Annotated in this window: 24 protein-coding genes; 16 read left to right on the forward strand and 8 right to left on the reverse strand. The window is 67.6% G+C overall.

The features are described from left to right. Positions 1 to 142: 142 nt before the first annotated feature. Positions 143 to 1279, reverse strand: coding sequence for a PilT/PilU family type 4a pilus ATPase (locus ABKA19_RS04880; protein ID WP_162376282.1), 1137 nt, complete (start codon positions 1277 to 1279; stop codon positions 143 to 145). A gap of 110 nt (positions 1280 to 1389) precedes the next feature. Here ABKA19_RS04880 and ABKA19_RS04885 point away from each other — a divergent pair, with 110 nt between their 5' ends. From ABKA19_RS04885 to ABKA19_RS04960, 16 genes are all read left to right on the forward strand, one after another. Beyond that, positions 1390 to 1782, forward strand: coding sequence for a DUF4398 domain-containing protein (locus ABKA19_RS04885; RefSeq protein ID WP_353687901.1), 393 nt, complete (start codon positions 1390 to 1392; stop codon positions 1780 to 1782). Then, positions 1779 to 2660, forward strand: coding sequence for a hypothetical protein (locus tag ABKA19_RS04890; protein WP_353687902.1), 882 nt, complete (start codon positions 1779 to 1781; stop codon positions 2658 to 2660). The genes ABKA19_RS04885 and ABKA19_RS04890 overlap by 4 nt, the downstream gene beginning before the upstream one ends. A gap of 531 nt (positions 2661 to 3191) precedes the next feature. Continuing rightward, positions 3192 to 3407: an HP1242/YdcH family protein gene (locus ABKA19_RS04895; protein ID WP_162376279.1), complete on the forward strand. Its 216-nt coding sequence runs from the start codon at positions 3192 to 3194 to the stop codon at positions 3405 to 3407. Between the two features lie 359 nt (positions 3408 to 3766). Beyond that, positions 3767 to 5143 (forward strand): pyridoxal-phosphate dependent enzyme, encoded by a 1377-nt coding sequence (locus tag ABKA19_RS04900; protein WP_353687903.1) that lies wholly within the window; start codon positions 3767 to 3769, stop codon positions 5141 to 5143. 263 nt (positions 5144 to 5406) lie between these two features. After that, a complete protein-coding gene (locus ABKA19_RS04905) occupies positions 5407 to 6591 on the forward strand; it encodes a cystathionine gamma-synthase (RefSeq protein WP_353687904.1) in 1185 nt (394 codons plus the stop codon). Positions 6592 to 6604: 13 nt separating this feature from the next. Continuing rightward, positions 6605 to 7396 carry an ABC transporter permease gene (locus tag ABKA19_RS04910; RefSeq protein WP_353687905.1) on the forward strand — a complete coding sequence of 264 codons (792 nt, stop codon included), beginning with the start codon at positions 6605 to 6607 and terminating at the stop codon, positions 7394 to 7396. After that, the gene (locus ABKA19_RS04915; protein WP_353687906.1) at positions 7386 to 8768 is read left to right on the forward strand and encodes an ABC transporter ATP-binding protein; all 1383 of its coding nucleotides are present in this window, start codon (positions 7386 to 7388) and stop codon (positions 8766 to 8768) included. The genes ABKA19_RS04910 and ABKA19_RS04915 overlap by 11 nt, the downstream gene beginning before the upstream one ends. Further along, entirely contained in the window at positions 8765 to 12259 is a 3495-nt protein-coding gene (locus ABKA19_RS04920; RefSeq protein ID WP_353687907.1) for a methyltransferase domain-containing protein, read from the forward strand. Before ABKA19_RS04915 ends, ABKA19_RS04920 begins: the two co-directional genes overlap by 4 nt. Positions 12260 to 12273: 14 nt before the next feature. Beyond that, the gene (locus ABKA19_RS04925; protein ID WP_353688053.1) at positions 12274 to 13230 is read left to right on the forward strand and encodes a GDP-mannose 4,6-dehydratase; all 957 of its coding nucleotides are present in this window, start codon (positions 12274 to 12276) and stop codon (positions 13228 to 13230) included. Between the two features lie 89 nt (positions 13231 to 13319). Beyond that, on the forward strand, positions 13320 to 14261 hold the full coding sequence (locus tag ABKA19_RS04930) for a GHMP family kinase ATP-binding protein (protein WP_353687908.1): 942 nt from the start codon (positions 13320 to 13322) through the stop codon (positions 14259 to 14261). Continuing rightward, a complete protein-coding gene (locus ABKA19_RS04935; RefSeq protein ID WP_353687909.1) occupies positions 14258 to 14836 on the forward strand; it encodes a D-sedoheptulose-7-phosphate isomerase in 579 nt (192 codons plus the stop codon). Before ABKA19_RS04930 ends, ABKA19_RS04935 begins: the two co-directional genes overlap by 4 nt. Next, positions 14836 to 15540, forward strand: coding sequence for a sugar phosphate nucleotidyltransferase (locus ABKA19_RS04940; protein WP_353687910.1), 705 nt, complete (start codon positions 14836 to 14838; stop codon positions 15538 to 15540). The genes ABKA19_RS04935 and ABKA19_RS04940 overlap by 1 nt, the downstream gene beginning before the upstream one ends. Further along, positions 15537 to 16148: an HAD family hydrolase gene (locus ABKA19_RS04945; protein WP_353687911.1), complete on the forward strand. Its 612-nt coding sequence runs from the start codon at positions 15537 to 15539 to the stop codon at positions 16146 to 16148. Before ABKA19_RS04940 ends, ABKA19_RS04945 begins: the two co-directional genes overlap by 4 nt. Positions 16149 to 16323: 175 nt before the next feature. Beyond that, complete coding sequence (locus ABKA19_RS04950) at positions 16324 to 16773, forward strand: hypothetical protein (RefSeq protein WP_353687912.1); 450 nt, start codon at positions 16324 to 16326, stop codon at positions 16771 to 16773. Further along, positions 16770 to 17786, forward strand: coding sequence for an acyltransferase family protein (locus tag ABKA19_RS04955; protein ID WP_353687913.1), 1017 nt, complete (start codon positions 16770 to 16772; stop codon positions 17784 to 17786). Before ABKA19_RS04950 ends, ABKA19_RS04955 begins: the two co-directional genes overlap by 4 nt. 121 nt (positions 17787 to 17907) lie before the next feature. Beyond that, complete coding sequence (locus tag ABKA19_RS04960; RefSeq protein WP_353687914.1) at positions 17908 to 18330, forward strand: hypothetical protein; 423 nt, start codon at positions 17908 to 17910, stop codon at positions 18328 to 18330. 25 nt (positions 18331 to 18355) lie between these two features. Here ABKA19_RS04960 and ABKA19_RS04965 read toward each other — a convergent pair whose 3' ends face one another. The 7 genes from ABKA19_RS04965 to ABKA19_RS04995 are packed head-to-tail and all read right to left on the reverse strand — an operon-like array spanning position 18356 to position 25765. Continuing rightward, positions 18356 to 19885: a hypothetical protein gene (locus tag ABKA19_RS04965; RefSeq protein ID WP_353687915.1), complete on the reverse strand. Its 1530-nt coding sequence runs from the start codon at positions 19883 to 19885 to the stop codon at positions 18356 to 18358. A gap of 8 nt (positions 19886 to 19893) precedes the next feature. Beyond that, complete coding sequence (gene rffA / locus ABKA19_RS04970) at positions 19894 to 21024, reverse strand: dTDP-4-amino-4,6-dideoxygalactose transaminase (protein ID WP_353687916.1); 1131 nt, start codon at positions 21022 to 21024, stop codon at positions 19894 to 19896. A gap of 19 nt (positions 21025 to 21043) precedes the next feature. Further along, positions 21044 to 21670, reverse strand: coding sequence for a class I SAM-dependent methyltransferase (locus tag ABKA19_RS04975; protein ID WP_353687917.1), 627 nt, complete (start codon positions 21668 to 21670; stop codon positions 21044 to 21046). 1 nt (position 21671) lies between these two features. After that, positions 21672 to 22040 carry an EamA family transporter gene (locus ABKA19_RS04980; protein WP_353687918.1) on the reverse strand — a complete coding sequence of 123 codons (369 nt, stop codon included), beginning with the start codon at positions 22038 to 22040 and terminating at the stop codon, positions 21672 to 21674. A gap of 4 nt (positions 22041 to 22044) precedes the next feature. Next, complete coding sequence (locus ABKA19_RS04985; protein WP_353687919.1) at positions 22045 to 23268, reverse strand: acyl-CoA reductase; 1224 nt, start codon at positions 23266 to 23268, stop codon at positions 22045 to 22047. Further along, on the reverse strand, positions 23265 to 24356 hold the full coding sequence (locus ABKA19_RS04990; RefSeq protein WP_353687920.1) for a LuxE/PaaK family acyltransferase: 1092 nt from the start codon (positions 24354 to 24356) through the stop codon (positions 23265 to 23267). The genes ABKA19_RS04985 and ABKA19_RS04990 overlap by 4 nt, the downstream gene beginning before the upstream one ends. Then, positions 24356 to 25765 (reverse strand): AMP-binding protein, encoded by a 1410-nt coding sequence (locus ABKA19_RS04995; protein ID WP_353687921.1) that lies wholly within the window; start codon positions 25763 to 25765, stop codon positions 24356 to 24358. Before ABKA19_RS04995 ends, ABKA19_RS04990 begins: the two co-directional genes overlap by 1 nt. Positions 25766 to 25767 lie beyond the last annotated feature (2 nt).

Here is a 25767-nt window from a genome sequence, read left to right on the forward strand (position 1 = left end):
GACCCGATACCGTCGGTACGGGCGACGCTCCAACGACTCCGGCGGCGCGGTCGCCCATGAGGATGGGCTCCTACAGGGAAGAACCCGCCGGGCCGCCCCTGCGGAGCTCGCGAGGCGGTGCACGCAGGTGCGGGTGTGGCTCCTACACGAAGCCGTGCGTGATCGTCGGCGTGGCCGGCGGGGTGGTCACGTCCGCATAGGGGTCGTGTTCCTCGCTGGCGCCTTCGGACAGGCGGAACTTCAACGCCAGGCCGTCGCGCGAGTCGGCCGCGCGCAGCGCTTCCTCCTGCTCGATGCGGCCCTGCTTGACCATCCGGAACAGGCATTGGTCGAAAGTATGCATGCCTTCCTCGAGCGAGCCTTCCATCGCCGCCTTGATCTCGTGCACCTGGCCGCGGCGCAGCAGGTCGCGGATCATCGGCGTGTTGATCAGCACCTCGGTCGCCGGGATCCGGCGCTCGTCCAGGCCCTTGACCAGGCGCAGCGAGACCACCGCGCGCAGGTTCAGCGCCAGGTTCATCAGCACGTTCTTGTGCGCGCTCTCGGGGAAGAAGTTGAGGATGCGCTCGATGGTCTGGTCGGCATTGTTGGAATGCAGCGTCGCCAGGCACAGGTGGCCGGTCTCGGCGAAGGCGATCGCCGCCTCCATCGTCGTCGCGTCCAGGATCTCGCCGATCAGGATCACGTCCGGCGCCTCGCGCATCGCGTTCTTCAGCGCGTTGTGGAAGGCGTGGGTGTCCAGGCCGACCTCGCGCTGGTTGACGATGGACTTCTTGTGCCGGTGCAGGTACTCGATCGGGTCCTCGATGGTGAGGATGTGACCGGTGGTGTTGCTGTTGCGGTAGTCGATCATCGAGGCCAGCGAGGTCGACTTGCCCGAGCCGGTGGAGCCGACCAGCAGCACCAGGCCGCGCGGGGTCATGATGATGTCCTTCAGCACCTCGGGCAGGTTGAGGTCCTCGATGCTGGGGATCACGCTGCGGATCGCGCGGATCACCATGCCGACCTCGCCGCGCTGCTTGAACACGTTGACGCGGAAGCGGCCGGAATCGGGCAGCGCAATCGCCATGTTGAGCTCGAGTTCACGCTCGAACTGCGGAACCTGGCCCTCGTCCATCAGCGAGTAGGCGATCTTCTTGACCATGCCCGCGGGCAGGCCGGTGTTGCCGAGCGGATAGAGCTTGCCTTCGATCTTGATGTACACCGGCGCGCCGGTGGTCAGGAACATGTCCGAGGCGTTCTTCTCGGTCATCAGCTTCAGGAAATAGCCGATATCCATGGTGCGACGATCCCCACTACTCGTAGTTTTTGGCGTCCGCGGACGTGCCATTGCACGTTCGGCGCAGGCTTCAGACAATGGCCGTGCCACTAACGACACGACGTTCCCCAATGAACGAGCCTAGCTTCGCACACTTCCGCCGGCGCCTGTGCGCGCTGGTCGCCGCATCCGGGCTGGCGGTCACAGCCCATGCCCAGGTCGCCTCGCCGGATGTCCTGCGCGCCCAGCAGGCGGTGCAGCAGGCCCAGGACGCCGATGCCGACCACTACGCCCCCGACCTGATCGATTCGGCCCGCCAGGCCCTGGTGCGGGCGCAGGCCGGGACGCTGTCGCGCAGCCGCGGCCAGCGCCGCGAGGCCGACGAACTGGCCCGCCAGGCGGCGGCCGATGCCGACCTGGCCCGGGTGCGCAGCGACCGCGCCCAGGCCGAGGCGGCCGTCCAGCAACGGCGCGACGAGATCGCCGACTTGCGCCGCTCGCTGGGACTGGAGGCGACCCCATGAGCCGCTTGCTGACGATCCTGCTCGCCGCCTGCCTCGCACTCGCCTCGGTATCCGTGCGCGCGGCGGATGACGCGGACGTGGCGCGCCTGCAGGCGCGGATGGACACCCTGCAGGCCGATCCGGCCTTGGGCCGGATGGCCGCCTTCGAACAGATGGAGGCCCGCCAGGCCATCGCCCGCCTGGACGATGCCCGCCGCAGCGAGCGGGCGGGGATGCTGTACGTGGCCGAGCGCCGGGTCGAGATCGCCGAAACCGCCGCGGCCGCCGAGTCCGCCCGCCGTGAGCTGGCCGCCCTGGACCTGCAGCGCAGCGAGCTGCTGCTGCAGGCCAGCCGGCGTGACGCCGAGCGCGCGCGCCAGGAAGCCGAGCGCCTGCGCATCCAGTCGCAGATCCAGGCCGAGGAGGCCGAGCGCCTGCGGCTGGCCGCCGAGGCCGAGGCCGCGGCGCGCACCGACGTCGAGCAGGCACTGACGTCGGTCACCGGCAAGCAGACCGCCCAGCTCAGCGCGGCGCGGCGCAAGGAGGCGCAGCTGGCACGGCAGGAGGCCGAGCTGGTGGCCGGGGCCAAGCTGCCGCCCTCGACGTTCGAGTCGCGTGGGGAAGTGTTCACCCTGCCGGCCGCCGCCTTCGCCCAGAGCCGGCTGAGCGCCGACGGCCAGGCCGGCGCGAGCGCCCTGGCGGCCTACCTGCAGATCGGCAAGCGCGGGAAGGTCCGGGTGGAGGCGTACGACAAGGATGCCAAGGTCGCCCGCGCCCGTGCCGATGCGCTGAAGGCGGCCCTGGTCGCCGGAGGCGTGCCGGCCGGACAGGTGCAGGCGGCGGGGAAGACCGCCGGGGCCAGCGCCAAGAAGGCCGCCGAAGTGATCGTCGCCCCGTAGAGCGGGGCTTGCCCCGCTGCCACGACGTATGTCCCGATGCGAGCGCGGTAGCCGTAGAGCGGGGCTTGCCCCGCTGACCGGCGCCGCGGTCCGACAAGCACGCCAGGGCGACTCCCCGGCGCTGTGAAAAATCCAGTTACATCATTCGGTTACACGGTCTTTCGCGGCTTTCCATCGACTTGGTTAAAGCTTCGTTTGCGCCTGCTTTCCCCATGTATTCAAGGGTTTGCGGGCCGGGTTGCCACTGCTCCGGGGCAGGCGTAGGGTCGGATACCCAGGCGGCGTCCTCGCTGCCTGGCTGACCGGAGCACTCTGCCGATGCAGCCGTTGTCCGCTTCACTGGAGATCGCCGTCGGGCCGCAGCAGGCCCGGCCGGAGATGTCCGGTGGCGAACTGGCCATCGTGCTCCACGACTGCTCCGACAACGCGACGCCCCGGACCCTCCAGGCCCGGGGCGTTCGCTTTCATGGGCCGGCCAGGCAGGCCGGCATCTCCGGCACGGACGCGCGCAGACCCCCAGGAGGTGCAGACATGTTCGAAGGGCAACCACAGGCCGAGATCGATGCGCTGATGAAGCGCGACCCCGAATTCAAGCAGCTCTACCAGCGACACCGCACGCTGGACAAGAAAGTGATGGATGCCGAGCTCGGGGTCCTGCCGCTCGACGACGCCACCCTGTGGCAGATGAAGCGCGAGAAGCTCCACGCCAAGGAAAAGCTGCTGCGCATCTACGACCGGGCGCACTGACCCGGACTCCCGTCGACCACGCTTCATGCCGTGGGCGGTGGCGGCTTCCTCGTCGGTCCGCCACCGCCCACGCAATTGGCGTCCCCATGCCGGCACTGCAGGAGCCGGCTGTCGCCGCGATAACGACGCTCTGGGTCCGGGCAATGTCCCAGCCTGCGGCGGCGCTCCTTTGTAGGAGCCGATCTTCATCGGCGACGCGCAGCCCCCGACCGCGCGACCCTTGTGCCGTTCCCCGCCCGCGTCGCCCATGAGGATGGGCTCCTACACACAGCAGGGCGGCCCGAACGCTGACTTGGCTGCCACATTCGGCCGATAATCCCGGTTCCGCCGCGCCCCGCGGCCATGCAACCGGATCGATGATGGCCCCGCACGCCTCCGTGCTCGAACTGATCGGGCGCACGCCCATGGTCAAGGCCCGGCGCCTGGACACCGGCGTCTGCGAGCTCTACCTGAAGCTGGAGAACGCCAATCCCGGTGGCTCGATCAAGGACCGCATCGGCCTGTCGATGATCGAGGCGGCCGAACGCCGCGGCGACCTCAAGCCCGGCGCCACCCTGGTCGAGGGCACCGCGGGCAACACTGGCCTGGGCCTGGCGCTGGTGGCCCAGCAGAAGGGCTACAAGCTGGTGCTGGTCGTGCCCGACAAGATGAGCCGGGAGAAGATCTTCAACCTCAAGGCGATGGGCGCCGAGGTCGTGCTGACCCGGTCGGACGTGGCCAAGGACCACCCGGAGTACTACCAGGACCTGGCCGCGAAGATCGCCGCCGAGACGCCCGGCGCCTACTTCATCAACCAGTTCGGCAACCCCGACAACCCGGTGGCGCACGAGACCGGCACCGGCCCGGAGATCATCGCGCAGATGGCCGACGTCGGCGGCTTTGACGCGATCGTGTTCGGCTGCGGCAGCTCCGGGACCATGACTGGCCTGTCGCGCTGCTTCGCCGAGCACGCGCCACAGGTGGAGCTGGTGCTCGCCGACCCGGTCGGCTCGATCCTCACCCAGTACATCAACGAAGGCGTGCTCAGCGACAAGTCGGGCAGCTGGCTGGTCGAGGGCATCGGCGAGGACTTCCTGCCGCCGATCTCGGACTTCAGCCGGGTGAAGAAGGCCTATGCGATTTCCGATGCGGAGAGTTTCCACACCGCACGCGAGCTGCTGGCGAAGGAAGGCATCCTCGGCGGGTCGTCCACCGGCACCCTGCTGGCCGCGGCGCTGAGGTACTGCCGCGAGCAGACCGTGCCGAAGAAGGTGGTGGTGTTCGTCTGCGATACCGGCAACAAGTACCTGTCGAAGATGTACAACGACTACTGGATGCTGGACAACGGCTTCCTCGAGCGGCCGCAGCACGGCGACCTGCGCGACCTGATCCTGCGCCCGTACAGCCAGCGCGACACCGTGGTGGTCGGGCCCAAGGACCTGCTGACCACGGCCTACCAGCGGATGAAGCTGTACGACGTCTCGCAGCTGCCGGTGATGGACGGCGAGCGGCTGGTCGGCATCATCGACGAGAGCGACGTGCTGCTGCACGTCTACGGCGACGAGGCCCGCTTCCGCGACCCGGTGTCGGTGGCCATGGTCAGCAAGCTGGAGAAGCTGGACGTGAAGTCGCCGATCGAGGCGCTGCTGCCGGTGTTCGACCGCGGCCAGGTGGCGATCGTGACGGATGGGGACCGGTTCCTGGGCCTGATCACCCGGATCGACCTGCTGAACTACCTGCGACGGCGGGTGCAGTAGGCCGGCCCGGTCTCCACCAGTCCGGTTCTCGCTGCTTCCGGCTAGGGGGGCACGGGCGCATGTCCCGGGCGGCAACAGGCCTGCTGCCGCTGCGGGGGCCTTGACGCGCCCCGTGACGGTGGTCACGTTCCGGTCGGGCGTGGCGGCCCAGCGAAGGATCGCGGCCGGCCGGGTTTCGTCCCCGGGCTGCCGGCTGGCGCCCCGGAAAGCCGAAGCGTTAAGCCTTCACTGGTAGAATCCGCGGTCCTCTGACGAGACCGGTCATGTCGCAGCACCCTCCCCATACTTCGCCGGATGGCCGCAGGCTGGCCCTGGCCACCCTGGCGATACACGGCGGCCAGGCTCCCGACCCCAGCACCGGGGCGGTGATGCCGCCGATCTACGCCACCTCGACCTACGCCCAGAGCAGCCCCGGCGAGCACCAGGGCTTCGAATACTCGCGCACCCACAACCCGACCCGCTTCGCCTACGAGCGCTGCGTGGCGGTGCTGGAGGGCGGCCGCCGTGGCTTCGCGTTCGCCTCGGGCATGGCCGCCACCTCCACCGTGCTGGAGCTGCTGGACAGCGGCGACCACGTCGTGGCGATGGACGACCTCTACGGCGGCAGCTACCGCCTGTTCGAGCGCGTGCGCCGGCGCAGCGCCGGGCTGGATTTCAGCTTCGTCGACCTGTGCGACCTGGCCGCGTTCGAGGCCGCGATCACGCCGAAGACGCGCATGGTCTGGATCGAAACCCCGACCAACCCGATGCTGAAGATCGTCGACATCGCCGCCGTGGCGGAACTGGCGCGCAAGCGCGGCCTGCTGGTGGTGGTCGACAACACCTTCGCCTCGCCGATCGTGCAGCGACCGCTGGAGCTGGGCGCGCACCTGGTGATGCATTCGGCGACCAAGTACCTCAACGGGCACTCGGACATGGTCGGCGGGATGGTGGTGGCCGCCGACGACGAACTCGGCGAGCGGATGGCGTTCCTGCAGAATTCGATCGGCGCGGTGCAGGGGCCGTTCGACAGCTTCCTGGCCCTGCGCGGATTGAAGACCCTGCCGCTGCGCATGCGCGCGCACAACGAGAACGCGCTGGCGTTGGCGCAGTGGCTGGAGACGCAGCCGACCGTGGAGAAGGTGATCTATCCGGGCCTGGCCTCGCACCCGCAGCACGCGCTGGCCGCGCGGCAGATGCAGGGGTTCGGCGGCATCGTCTCGGTGGTGCTCAAGGGCGGCTTCGAAGCGGCCAGGCGCTTCTGCGAGCGCACCGAGCTGTTCACGCTGGCCGAATCGCTGGGAGGCGTGGAGAGCCTGGTCAACCATCCGGCGGTGATGACGCATGCGTCGGTGCCGGCGGAGCGGCGCGCGCGGCTGGGGATCAGTGATGCGCTGGTGCGGTTGAGCGTGGGGGTGGAGTCGCTGGTAGATCTCCAGCGGGATCTTGAAGTGGCGCTGTCTGCGTGAACGGAGAGTTGCCTTGAACTCGTCGATCGGTGCCCGTTACCGCTCGCTGCTGGTGGAGTTGACCAAGCGGGAAATCCTGGGCCGCTACCGGGGCGCCGCCATCGGCCTCCTGTGGTCCCTGATCAGTCCGTTCCTGATGCTGATGGTTTACACCTTGGCGTTCGGGTACATCCTCCGCAGCAAATGGCCGGGCACGTCGGGTGCAACCACCGATTTCGCGCTGATCCTGTTCGTCGGCCTCATCGTCCACGGATTCTTCGCCGAATGCCTCACGCGCGCGCCGCTGGCGGTGCTGTCCAATCCCTCCTACGTTAAGCGCGTCGTGTTTCCGCTGGAGCTGCTGGCTTGCAGCATGACGCTCACGGCCCTGTTCCACCTAGCGATGAACGTGGTCGTGCTCGTCGCGCTGAAGTGGTTCTGGCATGGCGAACTTTACTGGCAGATGCTTCTTTTGCCCTTGGTGATCGCCCCCCTGGTGATACTGTCGGTGGCGGTCGGCTGGTTCCTCTCCGCTCTGGGGGTGTTCGTCCGCGACATCAGCCAGATCGTGGGCGTGCTTGCGGCCGCCATGCTGTTCCTGTCCTCGGCGATCGTGCCGGTGGAGACGCTCCCCGAAAGCTATCGATGGGTGTTCTATGCGAACCCCCTGACGCTGATCATCGATCAGGCCCGCGAAGTGGTGATCTGGGGACGGTCGCCTGACTGGGCCGCGCTGGGCCTTTATGCCGCCTGCGTGACCGTGCTGGCCGGGCTCGCGCTGGCATTCTTCAGGAAGATGCGCGGGGGGTTCGCCGATGTCCTCTGACCTACGTGGCGCGGGCGCCGGCGGCGAACCGGTGATCCAGGTCGAAGCCGTGTGCAAGAGCTTCCGCATGTACGAGAAGCCGGTGCACAGGCTGTGGCAGGGATTGCTGGGCCGTGACGACAGCCACAAGGAGTTCCGCGCGCTCCAGGACGTATCCTTCGAGATTGCACGTGGCGAAACCGTCGGCATCATCGGTCGCAACGGCTCGGGCAAGTCTACGCTGCTGCAGATCATCGCGGGCACGCTCACGCCGACGAGCGGGAGCTGCATCGTACGTGGCAGGGTCGCCGCGCTCTTGGAGCTCGGAAGCGGATTCAATCCCGAGTTCACCGGGCGCGAGAACGTCTACCTCAACGGCACCATCCTCGGCCTCAGCCGCGCTCAGATCGACCAGCGCATGCCGCAGATCCTGGACTTCGCCGACATCGGCGAGTTCATCGACCAGCCGGTCCGAAGCTACTCGAGCGGTATGGCGGTTCGTCTCGCGTTCGCAGTCATTGCGCACGTCGACGCGGACATCCTGATCGTGGACGAGGCTCTGTCGGTGGGCGATGCCTTCTTCTCTCAGAAGTGCATGCGCTTCTTGCGCGCTTTCCAGAAGAACGGAACGCTGCTGTTCGTAAGCCACGACGCGGCCGCTGTGACCAACCTCTGTGCCAGGGCGCTGTGGCTGGACGGCGGACATGTCCGCATGGAAGGGGCCGCGGCTTCGGTCGTCGAGTCCTATATGGCCCAGCAGCACGCCAAGGATCGCGCCGAAAGCGCGGGCGACATCGTGCAGCTGGGCGTGCGCAGCGCCGCCGCGGCGCCGGCGGCAGCCGCATCTTCCCCCGACTTCCGCCGGGAACTCCTGGAATCGCTCGGGGTGTCGAACCGCATCGCGGTGTTCGAGTTCAACCCGGAATCAACGGGGGCCCAGTTCGGCACGGGTGGCGCAACGATCGTAGAAGTCTCGCTCCGTTCCGCGGACGGCAGGAGTGCCAGCCTGCTGGCGGGCGGAGAACTGGTGCAACTTACACTCACTGCGCGCGCCAACCAGGCGCTCGAGTCGGTCATTCTAGGCTTCTACGTCAAGGACAGACTGGGGCAGCGCCTGTTCGGGGACAATACCCATCTCGTCCACCGGGACGTAACCGCCTCGGTCGCCGAGGGCGACACAATAAGTGCGACGTTTTCCTTCCGCATGCCCGTGTTGCCCTCCGGCAGCTACATGATCGACGCGGCGGTGGCTTCGGGCGACCAGGATGATCATACGCAGCAACACTGGGTGCATGACGCGTTGGAATTCAGGGCCATAGACGAAACCATGCGTCATGGCCTGGTGGGCATTCCGATGGCCGCGATCGATGTGAAAAGGCAGAGCAGCCCATGACCATGGAGTTCACCGGCGAGCGTTTCGTGCCTACCGAGGCCGGCGAGATTCGCCAGGAGCATTTGCACCGGTACTCCTGGTGCCTGACGGCGCTGGCGGGCAAGGACGTCCTCGACATCGCGTCCGGCGAAGGCTACGGCAGCGCCGCCATGGCTGCGGTTGCGCGGTCCGTGGTCGGCGTCGACATCTCGCCGGAAGCGATCGCGCATGCTCGCGTGCAGTATGCCGGCCTTGGGAATCTTGACTTCCGGCAGGGCTCGGCTGTGTCGATGCCGCTGCCGGATTCATGCGTAGACGTCGTCGTCTCTTTCGAAACCGTCGAGCACCTGAGGGAGCAGGAACAGATGCTCGCCGAGATCCGGCGCGTCCTGCGTCCGGATGGCTTCCTCGTCATGTCCTCGCCCAATCGCTTGGTTTACTCGGAGAAGGCCGGGCACCACAACGAGTTCCATGTCCGGGAGCTCGACTTCGAGGAGCTCTCGGTCCTGCTTGCCACCCAGTTCCCGGCGGTACGTTTCGTGGGTCACCGGTTGACGGTGTGCTCGGCGATCGCGCCCCTGGCCCCGGAGGTCGGTTCGCAGGAATGGCACGCGCTGACCGACGTGGGCGGCGAGGTGGCGGCGCGCGTAGCGTCCATCGCCGACCCGGTCTATTTCATCGCCCTGGCCGCCGCGTCCGAGAGTTTCCTTCCGCCGCTCGGCCCGTCGATCATGATGTCCGAGAGCGAGGACCTGTACGAGCACCACCGCGAGGTGGCGCGGTGGGCGCAATCCCAGGACGCGGAGGTGCAGTCGTTGCGTGCGCTCAGCGACGAGCGCACGGCGTGGGCGCTGGGCCTCGATCGCGACGTGAAGGAACTGCGCGCTGCCAATGCCGCCAAGCAAGCCGAACTGGACGGCCGCGCCGAATGGGCCCAGCGCCTGGATTCCGAACTCGCTTCCCTGCGTGTGGCGTACGACCGTCTTAGGGTGGAAGGGGACGAGGCCCGGTCCCGCGCGGTCGAACTGCAGCTGGAACTCAAGGGCACGCGCGACACCATGCTGGAGCAGACCGCGTCACTACGGCTGCTGGAACGAGAGCTCGCAGGCGCGAAGGACGAGGTGCAGTCGATTTCCGGTTTGCTCCAGGCGCAGGCGTCGGATGCGGCCGCGCGGCTCGAGCTGGCGCGTGCGGACGCGGCGGCGGCGGACGAGGCCCGTCGGCGCGAAGTGGGCGAGCTTCGCCGAGAACTCGCTGCGGTCCTCGGGTCGCGCTCCTGGAAGCTGACCAAGCCGCTCCGGTTCGCCGGCAAGCTCGTGCGCGGGGACTGGCCCGCCGTGATCGATTCGCTGCGGGGTTCCCCGCTTGCGCGCAGCGCCGTTCTCTCGCCGCTGCGCGTGCCGGTGAAGAACTGGCTGATGCGTCGCGCTCGCGGCTCGGTGCAGGCGGTGGAAGGGCTGGCGCTGACGGAGGTCGAAGCCGACCAGCACGCGGTGATCGAGAATCTGTCCTTCCCGCACGTGGACTCGCCCGTGGTCACGATCATCGTGCCCACCTACGGCAACTTTCCCTACAGCCTCGCCTGCATCCGTTCCATCGCCAAGGCCCGGACCCTGGTTTCGTTCGAGGTTCTGGTGGTCGAGGACGCCTCGGGCGATCCGGACATCGGCAAGCTCGCCACGATCGATGGGCTCCGGTACCACGAGAATCCGCAGAACCTCGGCTTCCTCATGTCCTGCAATGGCGCCCTGGGAATGGCGCGCGGCGAGTTCGTCTGCTACCTGAACAACGACACCGAAGTCCGCGATGGCTGGCTTGATGCGCTGGTCGACGTGTTCCGCGGCCACGCAGATGCGGGCCTCGTGGGGGCAAAACTGGTCTATCCCGACGGCAGGCAGCAGGAGGCAGGCGGGATCGTCTGGGCCGATGCCAGTGCCTGGAATTTCGGGCGGCTGCAGGATCCCCAGGCGGCGCCGTTCAATTACCTGCACGAGTCTGACTACATTTCAGGCGCGGCGATCATGTCGCCGCGGGCGCTGTTGGACGAGCTGGAAGGGTTCGACCCGTTGTACCTCCCCGCGTATTGCGAGGACACGGACCTGGCCTTCCGGATCCGCGAGCGCGGGCTGAAGGTCTACTACCAGCCCGCGGCGGTGGTGGTCCACCACGAGGGGATCTCGCACGGGACCGACACCGGCTCGGGCATCAAGGCGTACCAGGTCGCCAACCAGGGCAAGTTCCGCGAGCGCTGGCGGGCCACGCTAGAGCGCGAGCATTTCGCCAACGGCGAATTGCCCTTCTTGGCGCGCGATCGGTCGCAGTTGCGCAAGACGGTGCTGGTGATCGACCACTACGTTCCGCAGCCTGATCGCGATGCCGGTTCGCGCACCATGTGGCAGTTCATGTCGCTGTTCCGCAAGAAGGGGCTGTCGGTCAAGTTCTGGCCGGAGAACCTCTGGTACGACCCGGTGTACACGCCCCGCCTGCAGCAGGCCGGAGTGGAGGTGTTCTACGGGCATGAGTACGGCGGCCGGTTCGAGGAATGGATCCGCGAGAATGGCGCGTGCATCGACTACGTGCTTCTCAGCCGGCCCCATATTTCGATGCACTTCGTGGAAGCGCTTCGTCGTCACACCGATGCGACCCTCCTCTACTATGGACACGACATCCACCATCACCGGCTTGCGGCCCAGTTGGCGCTCGGTGCCGAGGACGGAGAAGCGATCGCCGAGGAGATGCGCTCGATGCAGGCGCTCGAGGAGCGCGTATGGGAGAGCGTCGACACCGTCTACTATCCCTCGGTGACCGAGACCACATACGTGGAATCTTGGATGCAGGCGCGCAGCAGACCTGGCGGGAAGGCATTCACCATCCCGGTATACGCATTCGAAACCTTCCCGGAGGACCCGGGTGCAGGCCTAGAGGATCGGCGCGACCTGTTGTTCGTCGCCGGTTTCGGCCACAGTCCAAATGGCGACGCCGCCGTCTGGTTCGTCAACGAGGTCATGCCCCTGCTGTCCAGCAGGAAGCCCGGGCTGCGCGTCCACCTCGTGGGCTCGAACCCGACCCCGGCGGTGCGGAACCTCGCCAGCGACACGGTCAACGTGACCGGCTTCGTCAGCGACGAGGAACTCGTCGGCTACTACGAGCGCTGTCGCGTCGTGGTGGCCCCGCTGCGTTATGGCGGTGGCATGAAGGGCAAGGTGGTGGAGGCGATGCGTTTCGGCGTGCCGACGGTCACGTCGCCTGCGGGCGCGCAGGGCCTGGCCAGCGCCGCGGGTTTCCTCGCTGTCGCGGAATCCGCCGGGGAGTTTGCGGATGCGGTGCTCGGGCTGCTGGAGGACGATGCGCGGTGGCTGGGCGTGTCCTCCGAGGCACAGGCGTTCGCGAAGGCCCGATTCTCCGAGGACGCCCTCTGGAAGATCGTCGCCGAGGACGTCGATGCGAGTCCTTACCCGGATGTCGAGGCGCGCCGGGCGCGCGTGGCCAGCGTAATGAGAAACAGGAGCTGACAGTGAAGGTACTTGTGTTGGGAGCGACCGGATTCGTCGGAAGCTATTTGATGGAGCGCGCCATCGCCGCCGGGCACGAGGTGCTTGGTACCAGCTACAACCCCACGATCGAACCCCGGGACTGGTCTTCCTTCCAGGACAAGGTTGTCCGGTGCGACATCCGCTACCGGGAGCAGACCGACCAGGTGATCGCGGGGTTCCGGCCTGACGTGGTCTACCTCCTTTCGGCGCAGAGCTATCCGGCGCTTTCGTGGAAGGCGCCGATCGAGACGCTCGACACCAACGTGCTGGGGACGGCGAACGTCTACGAATCGATCCGCGCGTGCGGCATCGATCCCGTGGTGGTGGTCGCCTGCTCGAGCGCCCAGTACGGCGAGGTGGCGGCCGAGGACATTCCGGTCAAGGAATCCCATCCGTTGCGGCCGCTGCATCCGTATGGAATCAGCAAGGTGGCCACCGAGATGCTCGCCCTGCAGTACTGGTCGAACTGGGGTGTCAGGAGCGTATGCGCCCGGATCTTCAACACCACCGGCGCGCGCAAGAGCGGGGACGTGTGCGCGGACATGACCCAGCGCGTTGTGCGCATCGAGGCGGGCCAGTCAGCGCCGGTGCTCAAGATCGGCAACCAGGAGACCTGGCGTGCGATCACGGACGTGCGTGACCTCGCCAGCGCGCTGGAGCTCCTCGCCGAGAAGGGGGAAGCAGGCGAGGTCTACAACATCAGTGGCGCCCGCACGTACCAGATCCGCGAGCTGGTCCAGAAGGTCCTGGCCCGCGCACGCGTTCCGATCACGGTCGAAACCGATCCGGCGTTGCTGCGCCCCAGCGACGAGAAGGTCATCTTCGGCGACTCCGCCCGCCTGATCGCGCGTACCGGATGGCGCCAGGAAGTGGCGATCGAGGACACGCTGCAGGACATGCTGGACTACTGGCGCGGTTGCCTCGGCGTAGCCGGCGGAGGGCGGGCATGATCGTTCGAAGCCGCGCCCCGTTGCGCCTGGGCCTGGCCGGTGGTGGGACCGATGTGTCCCCGTTCTGCGACCAGCATGGTGGTTTCGTGATGAACGTGACCATCGACAAGTACGCCTACGCGACCATCGATGCGCCAGCCACGTCGGCCGGCATGGTGGAGTTCGCCGCCCAGGACGCCGGGGCCGCCGAGCAGCTGCGCCCTGAACTGGTCGACCTGGCACCGGGGCCGCTGCAGTTGATGAAGGGCGTCTACGCGCGCGTGGTCCGCGACTACCTCGGGGGCAGGGCGCCGGTCATCCGCATTCGCACGCATTCGGACGCGCCGCCCGGTTCCGGCCTGGGTTCCTCGTCGACCATGGTGGTGGCGCTGGTCACGGCGTTCGCCGAGTACTTCCGGCTCCCCTTGGGCGAGTACGAGATCGCCCATCTGGCTTACTCGATCGAGCGGGAGGACCTGGCCCTGGCAGGCGGGAAGCAGGACCAGTACGCGGCGGCATTCGGCGGCTTCAATTTCATGGAGTTCTACGATGCCGACCGGGTGATCGTGAATCCCCTGCGGATCAAGGACTGGATATGGAGCGAGCTGGAAGCCAGCCTTGTCCTTTACTTCACCGGCGTGTCGCGCTCTTCCGCCAAGATCATCGACGAGCAGTCGCGCAACATCCGCGAGGGGCGGACCGAGTCGCTCGACGCGATGCAACGCCTCAAGCAGGAGGCGGTGCAGATGAAGGAAGCGCTGCTGCGGGGCAATCTTGACCGGTTAGCCCAGGTCATGCAGTCGGGATGGCAGGCCAAGAAGCAGAGCGCCTCGAGCATCACCAACCCGATGATAGACGAGCTGGAGAAGCTGGCCTTTGCCAACGGCGCCCACGCGACCAAGGTCTCCGGGGCGGGAGGCGGTGGCTTCATGATGTTCATGTGCGACCCCGGCGAGCGGGTCCGCCTGGTCCGTGCCCTATCTGGCGCAGGGGGCACGGTTTACGATACGCATTTCACGCAGCACGGAGCTTCATCGTGGAAACTCGGATGAACCAGTTCATACAGTCGGAGTTCGACAAGACCCTCGCCAATTTCCAGGCGATGGCAGCCGACGCGGCGCTGCGCGAGCAGATCGCGGACGCCGTCGCTCTTTGCGTCGGGGCGCTCAAGTCGGGGCGCAAGCTGCTGTTCGCCGGCAACGGTGGCAGCGCGGCGGACGCGCAGCACTGGGCGGGAGAGCTGGTCAGCCGCTTCTACTACGACCGGCCGGGCCTGCCGGCCATCGCTTTGACCACCGATACCTCCATCCTGACCGCCATCGGCAACGACTACGGCTACGATTACACCTTCGCCCGACAGATCGAGGCGCTGGGGCAGGAAGGCGACGTGTTCATCGCCATTTCAACTTCGGGCAAGTCCAAGAACATCATGCGCGCGCTCGACGCGGCGGACGAGAAGAAGGTCAAGGTGATCGGCTTCACCGGCGCGGGCGGCGGCCACATGGCCGGGCGCTGCGAGATCTGCTTCCAGGTGCCCTCCAGCGAGACGCCGCGCATCCAGGAGGGCCATGAGTTCATTGGCCACCTGCTGTGCGCGCTGATCGAGAGCGAAATTTTCCCGCGCTGATGGCCGCCAGCGAAGCCATTGTCCTGGTCGGCGGGCTGGGCACCCGCCTGAGGCAGGTCGTGCCCGACCTGCCCAAGCCGCTTGCGCCCGTCGCCGGACGACCCTTCCTTGCCTGGTTGCTGGATGCGCTTGCAGCCAACGGGATGCGGCGCGTGATCCTTGCGACCGGCTATCGTGCTGAAGCGGTGCAGGCCGCGATAGGCACCCGCTGGCAGGGCATGGCGGTGGATTATTCGCGTGAGGAGGCACCGCTTGGAACAGGCGGCGCCATCCTGAAAGCCGCGACCCTTGTTGCCGGCCAGGGCGTGCACGTCGCCAATGGCGATACGTATCTTTCGTACAGCCCCCAGGCGCTGGAGCGCGTCACCCACGAGAACGGGTGCGTGCTCGGCGTGGGTCTGGCGGGGGTGCCGGACGTCGGGCGGTACGGGGCGGTCGAGGTGCTGGACGGAAAGCTGGCCGGCTTTCGCGAAAAGGGCGGGAGCGGGCCGGGCCTGATCAATGCCGGGAGCTACTTCCTCTCCGCCGAGGCCCTCGGCATGCTTCCGCGTGAGGCGGCGTGGTCGTTCGAGGAACGGGTGCTGCTCCCCTGGTGCCGCGAAGGCAGGGTCGCTGCATTCGATGCCACCCGCGACTTCATCGATATCGGCGTCCCTGAGGATTTCGCGCGCGCGCAGTCCCAGTTCGCGCAAGGCGTGGCATGACGCCGATACCGCGGCCCATCATCACGGGCGCCACGGATGCGTCCGGGGCTCCGCCGGCACGGCGAGCGCTCTTCCTCGACCGGGATGGAGTGATCAACGTCAATCACGGCTACGTCCATACACCGGACCGGACCGACTGGATGCCGGGCATCTTCGACCTCGCCCGCGCCGCGACGAGCGCGGGGTTCGTCCTGGTGGTGGTCACGAACCAGGCCGGGATCGCCAGGGGCTATTACACGCAGGCGCAGTTCGAGGCGTACACACGCTGGCTGCACGGGCGTTTCGCGGAAGAGGGTGCGCCGTTGCTTGCCACCTATTACTGCCCGCACCACCCGGATGCGGGCCAGGGGGAGCTGCGGGTCCAGTGCGATTGCCGCAAGCCGCGTCCGGGCATGCTTCTGGCGGCGATCAGCGATTGGAACCTGGAGCCTGCCGGTTCGATCCTGGTCGGGGACCAGGTTTCGGACATGGCGGCCGCCGCCAGCGCGGGCATCGGCCTGGCAATGATGGTGCGCGGCGGTGGTCTTGGAGCGGTTGCAGCGGGGGTCCTCGCTTCGGTCCCGCCGCCGTGGCAGGCACAGGCGGATCTGGAGCGGGTGCCGGAGTAGGGGTCCCGGCGGGATCCCCGGGGACGGGGCAAGCGTCGGTCCCGCCCGGATCGAAAGCACGGCCGCCTGCGCGTGCTTGGGGCGCGCAGGGTCGCATTGGACGGAAATCACTGAGGATGGATCGATGTTGTTGAGAGCGGGTGGACGAGGTCGTTACTGGGTGGCTTCGGCGGCGATGGCGCTCCTGCTTTCGGGTTGCTGCGACAAGGCGAGAATCGCCCAGTGCAAGGCCGAGGAGGCGGCACGCAGGGAACTGGCGGCGGTCGCTCCGGCGCCGGCGGCAGACACGCCCGAACCCATGCGGCTTGTGATCAGGGCAGGGGCGGACGCAAAGGTCCAGGCCCGTGTCGAAAGCGTGTCATGCGTCGACGGTCGCGGCGGTTCGGCTGTCGTCGCGCTCGACTGGAACATCTCCAGCCCCGGCGTCATGGCTGTGCGCATCCGCGTCGGGCCGGATGGTGGCGAACGCAAGGTGTGGATGGACGCCGGAGCGGTCGGGCAAGGCGTGACCGGGCCCTGGGTCAAGGACGGCACGGTCCTGACGATCGAGGACCTGGCCAGCGGCGCATCCCTGGTGGAGTTGCGCGCCGATGCGGGCCCTTGCGGCGGGGAGGCGGTGGAATGAGGCTGCCATCCTTCGGATTCGGTACCTGCCGCCTGTTGCTGGCTTCGCTCGTGGCTGCCTCGCACCTGTGGGCCGACATGACCCAAGGCTATGCGGCCTACGCCGTCTGGGCGTTCTTCGTGCTCAGCGGGTTCCTGATGACGCTGGTGCTGAGCACGCGCTACGGTTTCAGCGCGGCGGGATTGCGTTCCTACGGCTTCAACCGCTTCATGCGGATATTCCCGCTGTACTGGCTGGCGGTCATTGCAGGCCTGGCGACGCTGGCCTACGCCGGGCGGCACGGGATAGACCTGCGCGTGATCAATGGCGAGTTCTATACGCCCGAAGGGACGGTGCAGTGGCTGCATGTGGTGACGCTGTTCCCCGGTTTCCAGCGCGGGGGCTTGCCAGTCCCGGTATCCAACGCCCTGGCGATCGAGGTCGGGTTCTACCTGCTGATGCCGCTCCTCGCGCGTTCGCGCAGCACGGCATGGTTCGCGCTGGTGATCGGCGTCGTGCTGAACCTCCAGATCGGCGTGGTGGTGGAGACCTTCGGGGAGCGCTACGCAACGTTCCTCCCATGCATGCTGCCATTCGCCGCCGGGTCGCTCGCCTGCCACTATCGCGATGCCCTGCACCGCTTCAGCGCGCCCTGGATCAGCACCGCCGTCTGGTTGCTGCACGGGCTCGGCTGGTGGATCGTGCCGGAATGGCCGTGGGTGTGGGGACTGTACGTCTCGGTGCCGCTGTCCGTCTGGATGGTGGTGTCGCTGCACCGGCAGCGATCCGGGCAGGTGGACAGGATGCTGGGGGACATGAGCTATCCGGTGTACCTCATACACACCACGGTGGCGGCATGGTTCCTGTGCCCATGCGGCACCTCGCGTTCGCTCCAGTTCTTCTTCCAGGCCTTTGCGGTGACCCTGCTGCTGTCGTGGCTCATCGTCATCCTCATCGATCGGCCCCTGTCCCGCCTCAAGCGCAAGGCCCCGGGGGATGCGCTGGGTGGTGGCCGGAGCGGAGGCATCGCTTGACGGGCTGCGCCGCCGCCGATCGCCCCGTAGCATGCGGTCGCACCGGGCCGGCGGCGCCGGGCGGACGGTCGTACACGGCTGCCATTGCAGACCAGGAGTGCCCGTGAACAGTGGAAAGTCGATGGCCGTTCGCGGCCGGTCATGGATGAAGCCCGGCGCTGCGGCCTGTTTGCTGCTGCTGGCCGGCACCAGCGGCTGCAGCCGGGCGCCGGCGCCGCCTCCTGCCCCGGGCGACTACCAGGTCCTGACCCCTTCCGCCTATAGCGACTCGTGCCGGTTCTGCTCGGTGCCCGATGCGGTCCGCGAATGCGACGCCGGCAATGCCACCATCCGCCTGCACTGGCATCTGCAGGAAAGCGGCGCGCGCGTCGTCAACATCTTCGTTTCGGATCCCGGGGGCAGCGAAAAGCCCTTCGCGCAGTACGGACCCGAAGGTACGGTCGAGGTCGGCCCGTGGATACGCCCGGGCCAGAGTTTCCAACTGCGGGACGACGCCGATGGCCGCCTGTTGGCCGAGCTTGCCGTTGCCGGGGTCGGATGCTGAGCAGGGCTGCGCAGCCCATCCGCGCTCACTGGCTTTCCGGGCGCTCGACGACGCGATATCCGTGCGGGGCGCTGGCGACGGCTTCGAGGCGATAGCGGCGCAGAACCGATGGCGAGTAGGCATTGAGATGGTGGTCGCGCAGGAACTCGATTGCCTGGACGCGTTCCGCGACCGGGTACTCGCATACGCTCAGGTTCGGCACGCATGAGGCCAGCGGCGCTTCGGGATCCAGTCCCATCAGGTACATCTGGCGCGCCATTGTGTGGATGTAACCCTGGATGTAGCGGGCCTCGTCCCAGCTGTAGCGGGAGAGCATCACCTGCAGCGCCAGCGTGGCGCACAGCAAGGCCGCCGCCAGCGCACGGGTACCTGCAGAGCCGGGCGGACGGAGCGTTCCCAGCAGCATCAGGATCAGGGCTACCGGTCCCATCTGGTACGTGAGGACGTAGCGCGGCTGGTAGATGTACTCGGGGCCGAAAGTGGGGACTCGCCCGTAAAGGATGCCGGCGACCGATGCATACAGGGTAAGCATCATGGACACCGCGACGAACATGGTCCGGTTCCAGGGTTTCCGCAACGCCGCCCACCAGAACCACAGGTGGGCCAGGGCCAAGGCGACGCCAAGCACTCCCTCCACCTTGGACGCGCCGGTCGCATCCAGATAGAACTGCAACGGAAGCGGGTAGGCCACCGATGAGGCCAGCACGCCCGTCAGCATCTTCGGTGCATGGGACAGTAGTAGTGTCAGCGAGACCGGGGCGCCGCCAGGATCGACCGCCAGGCCCGCGTGCAGGTAGAACCGGCTCGCCATCGCATAGGCCACAAGCGGCGCTGCCACCAGCGCGGCGACCAGTGCCAGCCTGCGCGGCGGCAGTTTCTCCCTGCCGCAGGCCAGGGCGGCGCTGGCCAGAAGCGCGGCGCCGGTGATCATCGCCATGTTGTCCAGCGTGAACGCCATGAGCCCGAATGCCAGGGCGAACATGCCGCTGCCCCGGCCATGCAGGCTGCGCCAGCATGCCGCTGCCGCCAGCACCAGGAACAGGTGCGGCAGGTACCCGAGGGTCACCAGCGACCAGTTGAAGACCGAGCCCGCGTTGAGCGACACGAGGAAGCCGGCCATCGCACCGCACAAGGCTGCGTGCAGCCAGGGGTCCAGGCCCCTGGCGCGCGCATCGACGGACGTGATCCGCCACAGCGCGAGAAACGTCGCCAGGGCCATCGCCAGCCCCATGTACGACTCGACCACGAAATCGAGGCCGAACCACCGGGCATTGGCAAGCAGGAGCAGCTTCTGCAGGGGCTGGGCATGGTCGGCGCCGGGGCGCTTGACGTAGAGGTCGACGAGGTCGAACCCGCCGTCGTAAGCCTTGGCGAGAAACGCATTGATGAAGTACCAGGCGTCGGCCACGGCCAGGGGATTGGACGCATAGGCGATGTAGGCGGCCGCGTTGCCGAAGCTGAGCAGCATGGCGGCGAGCACGAGCAGACGCGCGCCCCTCCCACGCCATCCGGCGCCCGCGGCCGGAGCCGGGCCCACCACCTGGACGCTGTCCATCGCCGCCTTCAAAGTGATGCCAGTGCGCGGTCGGCCGAATCGAAGATCGTCTCGAAGTGCTCGTCCACGCCGACCCACAGGGGCAGGCGGACCAGCCGCTCGCTCAGTCCGTCGGTATTGGCCATGTCACCGTGCGCGCGCGCAAGGCGCTGCCCGGCGGGCGACGCATGCAGCGGCACGTAGTGGAAGACGGTCCCCACGCCATCGGCCTTCATCCTGGCGATGAACTCCGTGCGTGCCTCGAGGTCGGGCAACAGCAGGTAGTACATGTGCGCGTTGTGCTCGCAGTGCGAGGGAACCACGGGCCTCCGGAGCACTCCCTTGCGTTCGTACGGCTCGGCCCAGGCGTGGTAGCGGTCCCAGATGGCCAGCCTGCGCCGGGTGATCTCCTCGCCATGCTCGAGCTGGGCCTGGAGGAAGGCCGCCAGCAGTTCGCTGGGCAGATAGGAGGAGCCGACGTCGACCCAGGTGTACTTGTCCACCTGCCCGCGCAGGAATCGGCTGCGGTTGGTGCCCTTCTCCCGGATGATCTCCGCGCGCTCGGCATTGCCGGCGTCACGCACCAGCAGCGCACCGCCTTCGCCGGAGATCACGTTCTTGGTCTCGTGGAAGCTCAGCGCGCCGTAGTCTCCGAGCCCGCCGAGGGGCTTGCCGCGGTAGCTGGAGTAGATCCCCTGCGCGGCGTCCTCGACGACTTTCAGGCCATGCCGCGCCGCGATCGCCAGGATCGCATCCATCTCGCAGGACACGCCGGCGTAATGCACGACGCAGATGGCGCGGGTCCGGGGGGTGATCGCTGCCTCGATCCTGGTTTCGTCCAGGTTGAGGGTGTCGGCACGGATATCGACGAACACCGGCACAGCACCCCGGAGCACGAACGCGTTGGCGGTGGAAACGAAGGTGAACGAAGGCATGATCACCTCGTCGCCGGGCTGGAGGTCGAGCAGGATGGCCGCCATCTCCAGCGCCGCCGTGCACGAGTGCGTCAGCAGGGCCTTGGGGACCTCGCAGATCCGCTGGAGCTCCTGGTGGCAGCGACGGGTGAACGGGCCGTCGCCGGAAAGGTGGCCGACGCGATGGGCTTCCGTGATGTTGGCCAGCTCGCCGCCCGCCATGAACGGCTTGTTGAAAGGGATCAAGCGGATTTCTCCTGGGAAGTTACAGGCGCGTGCATTCGAGGATGCAGTGCGTGTATGGGATGCGCAGCAGGTCGCTACGTATGTGCGTATCGACCCGCTCGAATGCCTCGTGCGCCAGGCTGGTGTAGGCCCCGGGGGCGCGGATGTTCTGGCCGCGGTCGCGCAGCACCAGCGCGCGCGCGATCGCCGACTGGTCGTCCACCAGGGTGCCGTCAAGGGACACGAAGCGTCCTCCCGGCCTCAGCTGGTCGCGCGCCGTGCGGAGAAGCTTTGCCGCGAGGTCGTCGTCCAGGTGGTGCAGGACGCCGATCGCCAGCACGATGTCCGCGGCGGGCGCGCCGTCGGCCGGGTGGTAGTCGGCGATATCCATGCATTCGAACGTGCCCTGACCAGGGTGGCGAGCGCGCGCGGCATCGATGTAGCGCGGGGATAGATCGAAGCCGTGGTAGTCGATCCCCCGCGGGAGGAACTCAAGCAGTTCCCCGGTCCCGCAGCCGATGTCGAGTATCACGTCGCCCGGTTCGGCCCGGATATGGTCCAGCACCAGTCGCCGTCTCGATTTCCCCGCGCCAAACAGCGCCTGTACGAAGTCGTACACGGCCGGGTTCGAAAGGATCGCATGGAGGCCGTCGGTCTTCTGTGCCATTTCAAGGGGCGCCCGAGCGGGAAAGTACGATGACGCCGGCGATGATCAGCGACGTGCCGGCGATCTTATGCCAGTCCATGCCCTCCCGGAAGGCCCACACCGAGATCACCGCCACCAGGGGGAAACTCAGCGCGGTGAAGGGATACGCCTTGCTCAGCGGCATCCTGCCGATGGCGGCCATCCAGAACAGGGAGGCGCCGAATGCCGCGGCGAATGCGCTGATCACCCACGGGTTGAGCAGGAGGGTGACCAGGGCGCGGAGGTTGAGGTTCTCGATGGTCGCCCCGGGGTTCAGCCCCACCTGCCACTTGAGCACCACCTGTCCATAGACCGTGAACAGCACGGTCAGCGCGATGAATACATAGCTCATTGGATCAGTTCCTGGGCAAGGTGACTCGACGCATCAGCACGGCGAAAAGATCCGTGCCGTCCCAGATGTGGTGGAAATCGAGGGCGCGCCCGACCGGAACGATGCGGTCGAGGGCGCGATTGGGGAGGGAGGAGGCGAAGGCGGCCAGCTGGGCATGGTCGAGCCCGAATGCCACCATCGTCTGGTCGCGGTCGTCCAGCTGGTCCGCCAGCAGGTCCAGCCGCGGCAGGTCGACCTCGGTGACCAGGCCATAGCCGGACTGGATCTCCCGCAGGTCGCCGCCGGCACGGCCGACCGCCAGCCGGATCGGATAGGCAGCCAGGGAGTCCTCGAGGCGGGCGCCCTCGGCGACGGTGGCCAGCAGGCAGGCATCGGTGATCCGCGCCATCAGCGCCGCGGTCTCGTCCTCGAACTGCGTGGCCTGCTCGCGGACGGCCGGCCAGAACGCGGCCTTCGCCGATGCGATCGCGTCGGTGGCGCCGATCCAGTAAAGGCATCGTGGCGACGAGCACGCCTGCTGCGCGAACCACAGCATGTCGTTGCAGAAGCGCCTGGAAAGCTCACGCAGGTCCTGCGCCGGCAGTGAGGCGACGGACGAGGCGTCGAGTGCCGCGATGCCGAACCGGTCGGGGAACACCAGCTCGATGGCCTGGGGGGCCAGTGGCACCGCGCGGATCTTGGCGACGGTGGCGTCGCCTCCCCACACGATGCGCGCGTGGCAGCGCGCGGATATGGCGCGCGTAATGGCGTCGTCGTGCGGATAGGTGACCAGTACGGTGCGTTCCAGCACTTCCGGGAACAGGTCTTCGGCCCGCATCTGGTGCAGGATGCCGATCAGCGCATCGCGCTGCTGCCCCGGCTTCTGCGACAGCCTGGCCACGTTCCGGTTGCCGGCCAGCAACGACATCAGCCATGCATAGGCGAACAGCACGTCCACGTTGGCCGGGGCGAGGTGGAACACGGTGCCGCGCGGAAGCACGGTGCCCGATTCCAGTGCGGTGGCCTGTCGCGCGAGGTGATCGATCGCCGCCGGGCGGAACCAGTGCGAAAGCGTGGCCAGTTCCGGGAAGCCGCGCAGGCCCGGAAGCTTGAGGATGCGGCGAGTGAATTCGGCGACGAAGCCGCGCGCCTGTGGCGAAAACGGGGGCAGGTTCGGCAGCGATCCCAGGCGCTGGAGCTGGCCTTCCAGGACGCCGGTGGACTCGGTGGTGAACAGCAGCGTGGTCATGCGGGCACCGCCCGTGTGTCGCTGCAACCGCGGACCTCGACGTTCCTGACGCGGCCAAGCACGCCGAAGTGCTTGCCCAGGCGGCCGCAGGGGCAGTCATCTTCACCGTGGAGGATCCCCAGGTCTTCGGTCAGGAGGCTGTGCCCGGGATAGCTGCGCGGAAGCAGGCTCACGACCTGCACCAGGCCGGTTTCGCCTACCGCGGCCGGGGCCAGGCTGGCGGGATCGCGAATGATGACGTCCGCGTACGCCGGGGCGTGCAGATGCCCGTGCTCGCACTCGAAGAAGACCGAGCCGACCTGCTCCACCATGCCGTAGTAGTTGTGGACGTGCTCCAGGCCGAGTACTTCCTTCAGGCCGGCCTTGAACGTCGGGTTGTCCACCTTGTTCTCTTCCATCTTCTTCCAGCCTCCGCCGTGGACTAGCAGGCTTCCGGCTGGCAGCTTGAACCTGCGTCCGTCGCGCCGCGCCGCCATGACCAGCGACTGCCAGACGATGAAGGTGAAGCCGAACAGGAAAATCGGCTTGTCGGGATGGCGCGCCAGCCACGCATCCAGTGCGTCCCAGTCCGGACGCAGCTGTCCATCGAGCAGGTACAGGTGGTCCCTGCCGAAATTGGAAAAACCGAGGATGCCCGCTGCGCGCGCGTTGAATCGACTGCGGTCCTGCAGGAACCCGTTGTCGTCGACCACGAGCATGGGCATGCGCTGGTTGCCGGCGAACTGGGCGAAGATCCGGGTGAGCGCCTTGGCCTGCGCGCGCGCCGTATCCGCGTCCAGGTAGATTCGCGACACGGCCGCGCCCGAGGTGCCGCTGGAAACGAGCGTGCGCGCGACCTGGTCGGCCGGGATGCTCCGCAGATCCATCAGTTTGAACAGGCGCACCGGCAGCCACGGAACAGACTCCAGGTCGGGCGCTTCATCGGCGCCTGGCCACAGCGATGCCATCATCCGGCCATAGGGCTCGCAATGGCCGATATGGTGGCGGGTAAGCGCATTGAGCCCCTGCGTCAGCCAGATGCGCTTGGCCTCGCGGCCGAGGCCGAAGACCTCCGCGTCGAGCGGCGTGGTCGTGGAAGGTGGCTGCATCACGTGTCTTTGGTCTCGCACAGCGCCTTGAGCGCCTGGTAGTCGGTCTTGCCGGTGCCCAGCAGCGGCAGGGCAGGCAGGGATATGAGCCGGACGTGGCCCGGGAACAGTTTGTAGCGTTGCTGGATCAGCCGGCGGACCATGGCCTGGTCCACGCCGGCCTCGCCCGGGACGAAGACGACCAGGTCGTCATCGCTGCCGGCGCATGCGACCGCGCGGGCAAGCTCGCCGGCGAGCATGCCTTCCACTTCGTCCAGGTTCACCCGGTTGCCCGAGATCTTGACGAAGCGCTTGGCGCGCCCGGTGATGTAGAAATACCCGTCCGTGTCGCGCCGTGCCAGGTCGCCCGTGCGCAGGACCCCGCGGGTTTCGTCCGGGCCTGCCAGGTCCTCGCGCCGGGTGGCATAGCCGAGCATCACGTTCGGACCGCTGAAAACCAGTTCGCCGCTGGCCGCGTCCAGCTCGAGTTCGCCGCCGGGAACGGCGATGCCGATGCTGCCGATTTTCGAGCGCAGCTGGCCGGGGGGGACGTAGCTGATCCGGGGACCGGCTTCGGTCTGGCCGTACATGACGAAGAACTCCAATCCCAGGCGGTCGCTGGCGTCCAGGAACTCCTGGATCAGCGCGTCGCGCAGGCGGCCGCCGGCCTGGGTCAGCATGCGCAGCCTGTCCAGACGGAACCGCTCCAGGCCGATCCTGCGCAGCATCTCGAACGTGGCCGGCACGCCGGAAAGCGAAGTGATGCCTTGCGCCTGGGCCAGTTCCCAGAACCCCCGGCCGAGCAGGCTTTCGTCCGTCAGCACCATCGAGGCTCCCGCCTCCAGGTGGCTGTTGAGGATCGACATGCCGAACGAGTACGCCATCGGCAGGGTCGTGATCGCCCGGTCGTCCCGGCGCAGGCCGAGGTAAGCGACGATCGAGGCTGCATTGGCAGCCAGTCCGGCGTATGAAAGCCGGACCAGCTTCGAGGAGCCGGTGCTGCCGGAGGTGCTCAGCAGCAGCGCGAGGTCGGGGTGCGGCTCGGTGCCGGTGCAGGTTTCGATCGCGACATGGATGGCCAGGTCGCCATGGACGGCCTGCATGCGATAGCCGTCGGGGGGCACGACGCCGGTGGCAAGCGCCAGCCAGTCTGGCCGGTAATGCGATGCCAGCGACGACAACAAGGCGGGATCCATGTCCGCCTGCAGCAGCAGGGGGGCATGGCGCCCGGAGCGAAGGGCGCCTAGGTACAGGGCTACGGCTTCGACCGTGTTGGAGAACGCCAGGAAGCCCAGCGACCTCCCGCCCGGCGGGAGCGTGGCGGCGAGTCCGTCGGCCTGCGCGGCCAGCGCCCCGTAGCTGGTGGTGCGCTGCGCGTCGACCAGCGCGGGCGACTGCGGCGGGTGACGCTCGAGCTCCCAGAAAGCCATGG

Origin of the sequence: Pseudoxanthomonas sp. Soil82, assembly GCF_040446535.1 — a bacterium.
GTDB lineage: Bacteria > Pseudomonadota > Gammaproteobacteria > Xanthomonadales > Xanthomonadaceae > Pseudoxanthomonas > Pseudoxanthomonas kaohsiungensis.

Bases quoted from the DNA above. Each gene is read 5' to 3' on its own strand.
- ABKA19_RS04880 (WP_162376282.1), bottom strand. From the start codon at position 1,279: ATGGATATCGGCTATTTCCTGAAGCTGATGACCGAGAAGAACGCCTCG.
- ABKA19_RS04885 (WP_353687901.1), top strand. From the start codon at position 1,390: ATGAACGAGCCTAGCTTCGCACACTTCCGCCGGCGCCTGTGCGCGCTG.
- ABKA19_RS04890 (WP_353687902.1), top strand. From the start codon at position 1,779: ATGAGCCGCTTGCTGACGATCCTGCTCGCCGCCTGCCTCGCACTCGCC.
- ABKA19_RS04895 (WP_162376279.1), top strand. From the start codon at position 3,192: ATGTTCGAAGGGCAACCACAGGCCGAGATCGATGCGCTGATGAAGCGC.
- ABKA19_RS04900 (WP_353687903.1), top strand. From the start codon at position 3,767: ATGGCCCCGCACGCCTCCGTGCTCGAACTGATCGGGCGCACGCCCATG.
- ABKA19_RS04905 (WP_353687904.1), top strand. From the start codon at position 5,407: ATGTCGCAGCACCCTCCCCATACTTCGCCGGATGGCCGCAGGCTGGCC.
- ABKA19_RS04915 (WP_353687906.1), top strand. From the start codon at position 7,386: ATGTCCTCTGACCTACGTGGCGCGGGCGCCGGCGGCGAACCGGTGATC.
- ABKA19_RS04920 (WP_353687907.1), top strand. From the start codon at position 8,765: ATGACCATGGAGTTCACCGGCGAGCGTTTCGTGCCTACCGAGGCCGGC.
- ABKA19_RS04930 (WP_353687908.1), top strand. From the start codon at position 13,320: ATGAACGTGACCATCGACAAGTACGCCTACGCGACCATCGATGCGCCA.
- ABKA19_RS04935 (WP_353687909.1), top strand. From the start codon at position 14,258: ATGAACCAGTTCATACAGTCGGAGTTCGACAAGACCCTCGCCAATTTC.
- ABKA19_RS04940 (WP_353687910.1), top strand. From the start codon at position 14,836: ATGGCCGCCAGCGAAGCCATTGTCCTGGTCGGCGGGCTGGGCACCCGC.
- ABKA19_RS04945 (WP_353687911.1), top strand. From the start codon at position 15,537: ATGACGCCGATACCGCGGCCCATCATCACGGGCGCCACGGATGCGTCC.
- ABKA19_RS04950 (WP_353687912.1), top strand. From the start codon at position 16,324: ATGGCGCTCCTGCTTTCGGGTTGCTGCGACAAGGCGAGAATCGCCCAG.
- ABKA19_RS04955 (WP_353687913.1), top strand. From the start codon at position 16,770: ATGAGGCTGCCATCCTTCGGATTCGGTACCTGCCGCCTGTTGCTGGCT.
- ABKA19_RS04960 (WP_353687914.1), top strand. From the start codon at position 17,908: ATGGCCGTTCGCGGCCGGTCATGGATGAAGCCCGGCGCTGCGGCCTGT.
- ABKA19_RS04965 (WP_353687915.1), bottom strand. From the start codon at position 19,885: ATGGACAGCGTCCAGGTGGTGGGCCCGGCTCCGGCCGCGGGCGCCGGA.
- ABKA19_RS04975 (WP_353687917.1), bottom strand. From the start codon at position 21,670: ATGGCACAGAAGACCGACGGCCTCCATGCGATCCTTTCGAACCCGGCC.
- ABKA19_RS04980 (WP_353687918.1), bottom strand. From the start codon at position 22,040: ATGAGCTATGTATTCATCGCGCTGACCGTGCTGTTCACGGTCTATGGA.
- ABKA19_RS04985 (WP_353687919.1), bottom strand. From the start codon at position 23,268: ATGACCACGCTGCTGTTCACCACCGAGTCCACCGGCGTCCTGGAAGGC.
- ABKA19_RS04990 (WP_353687920.1), bottom strand. From the start codon at position 24,356: ATGCAGCCACCTTCCACGACCACGCCGCTCGACGCGGAGGTCTTCGGC.
- ABKA19_RS04995 (WP_353687921.1), bottom strand. From the start codon at position 25,765: ATGGCTTTCTGGGAGCTCGAGCGTCACCCGCCGCAGTCGCCCGCGCTG.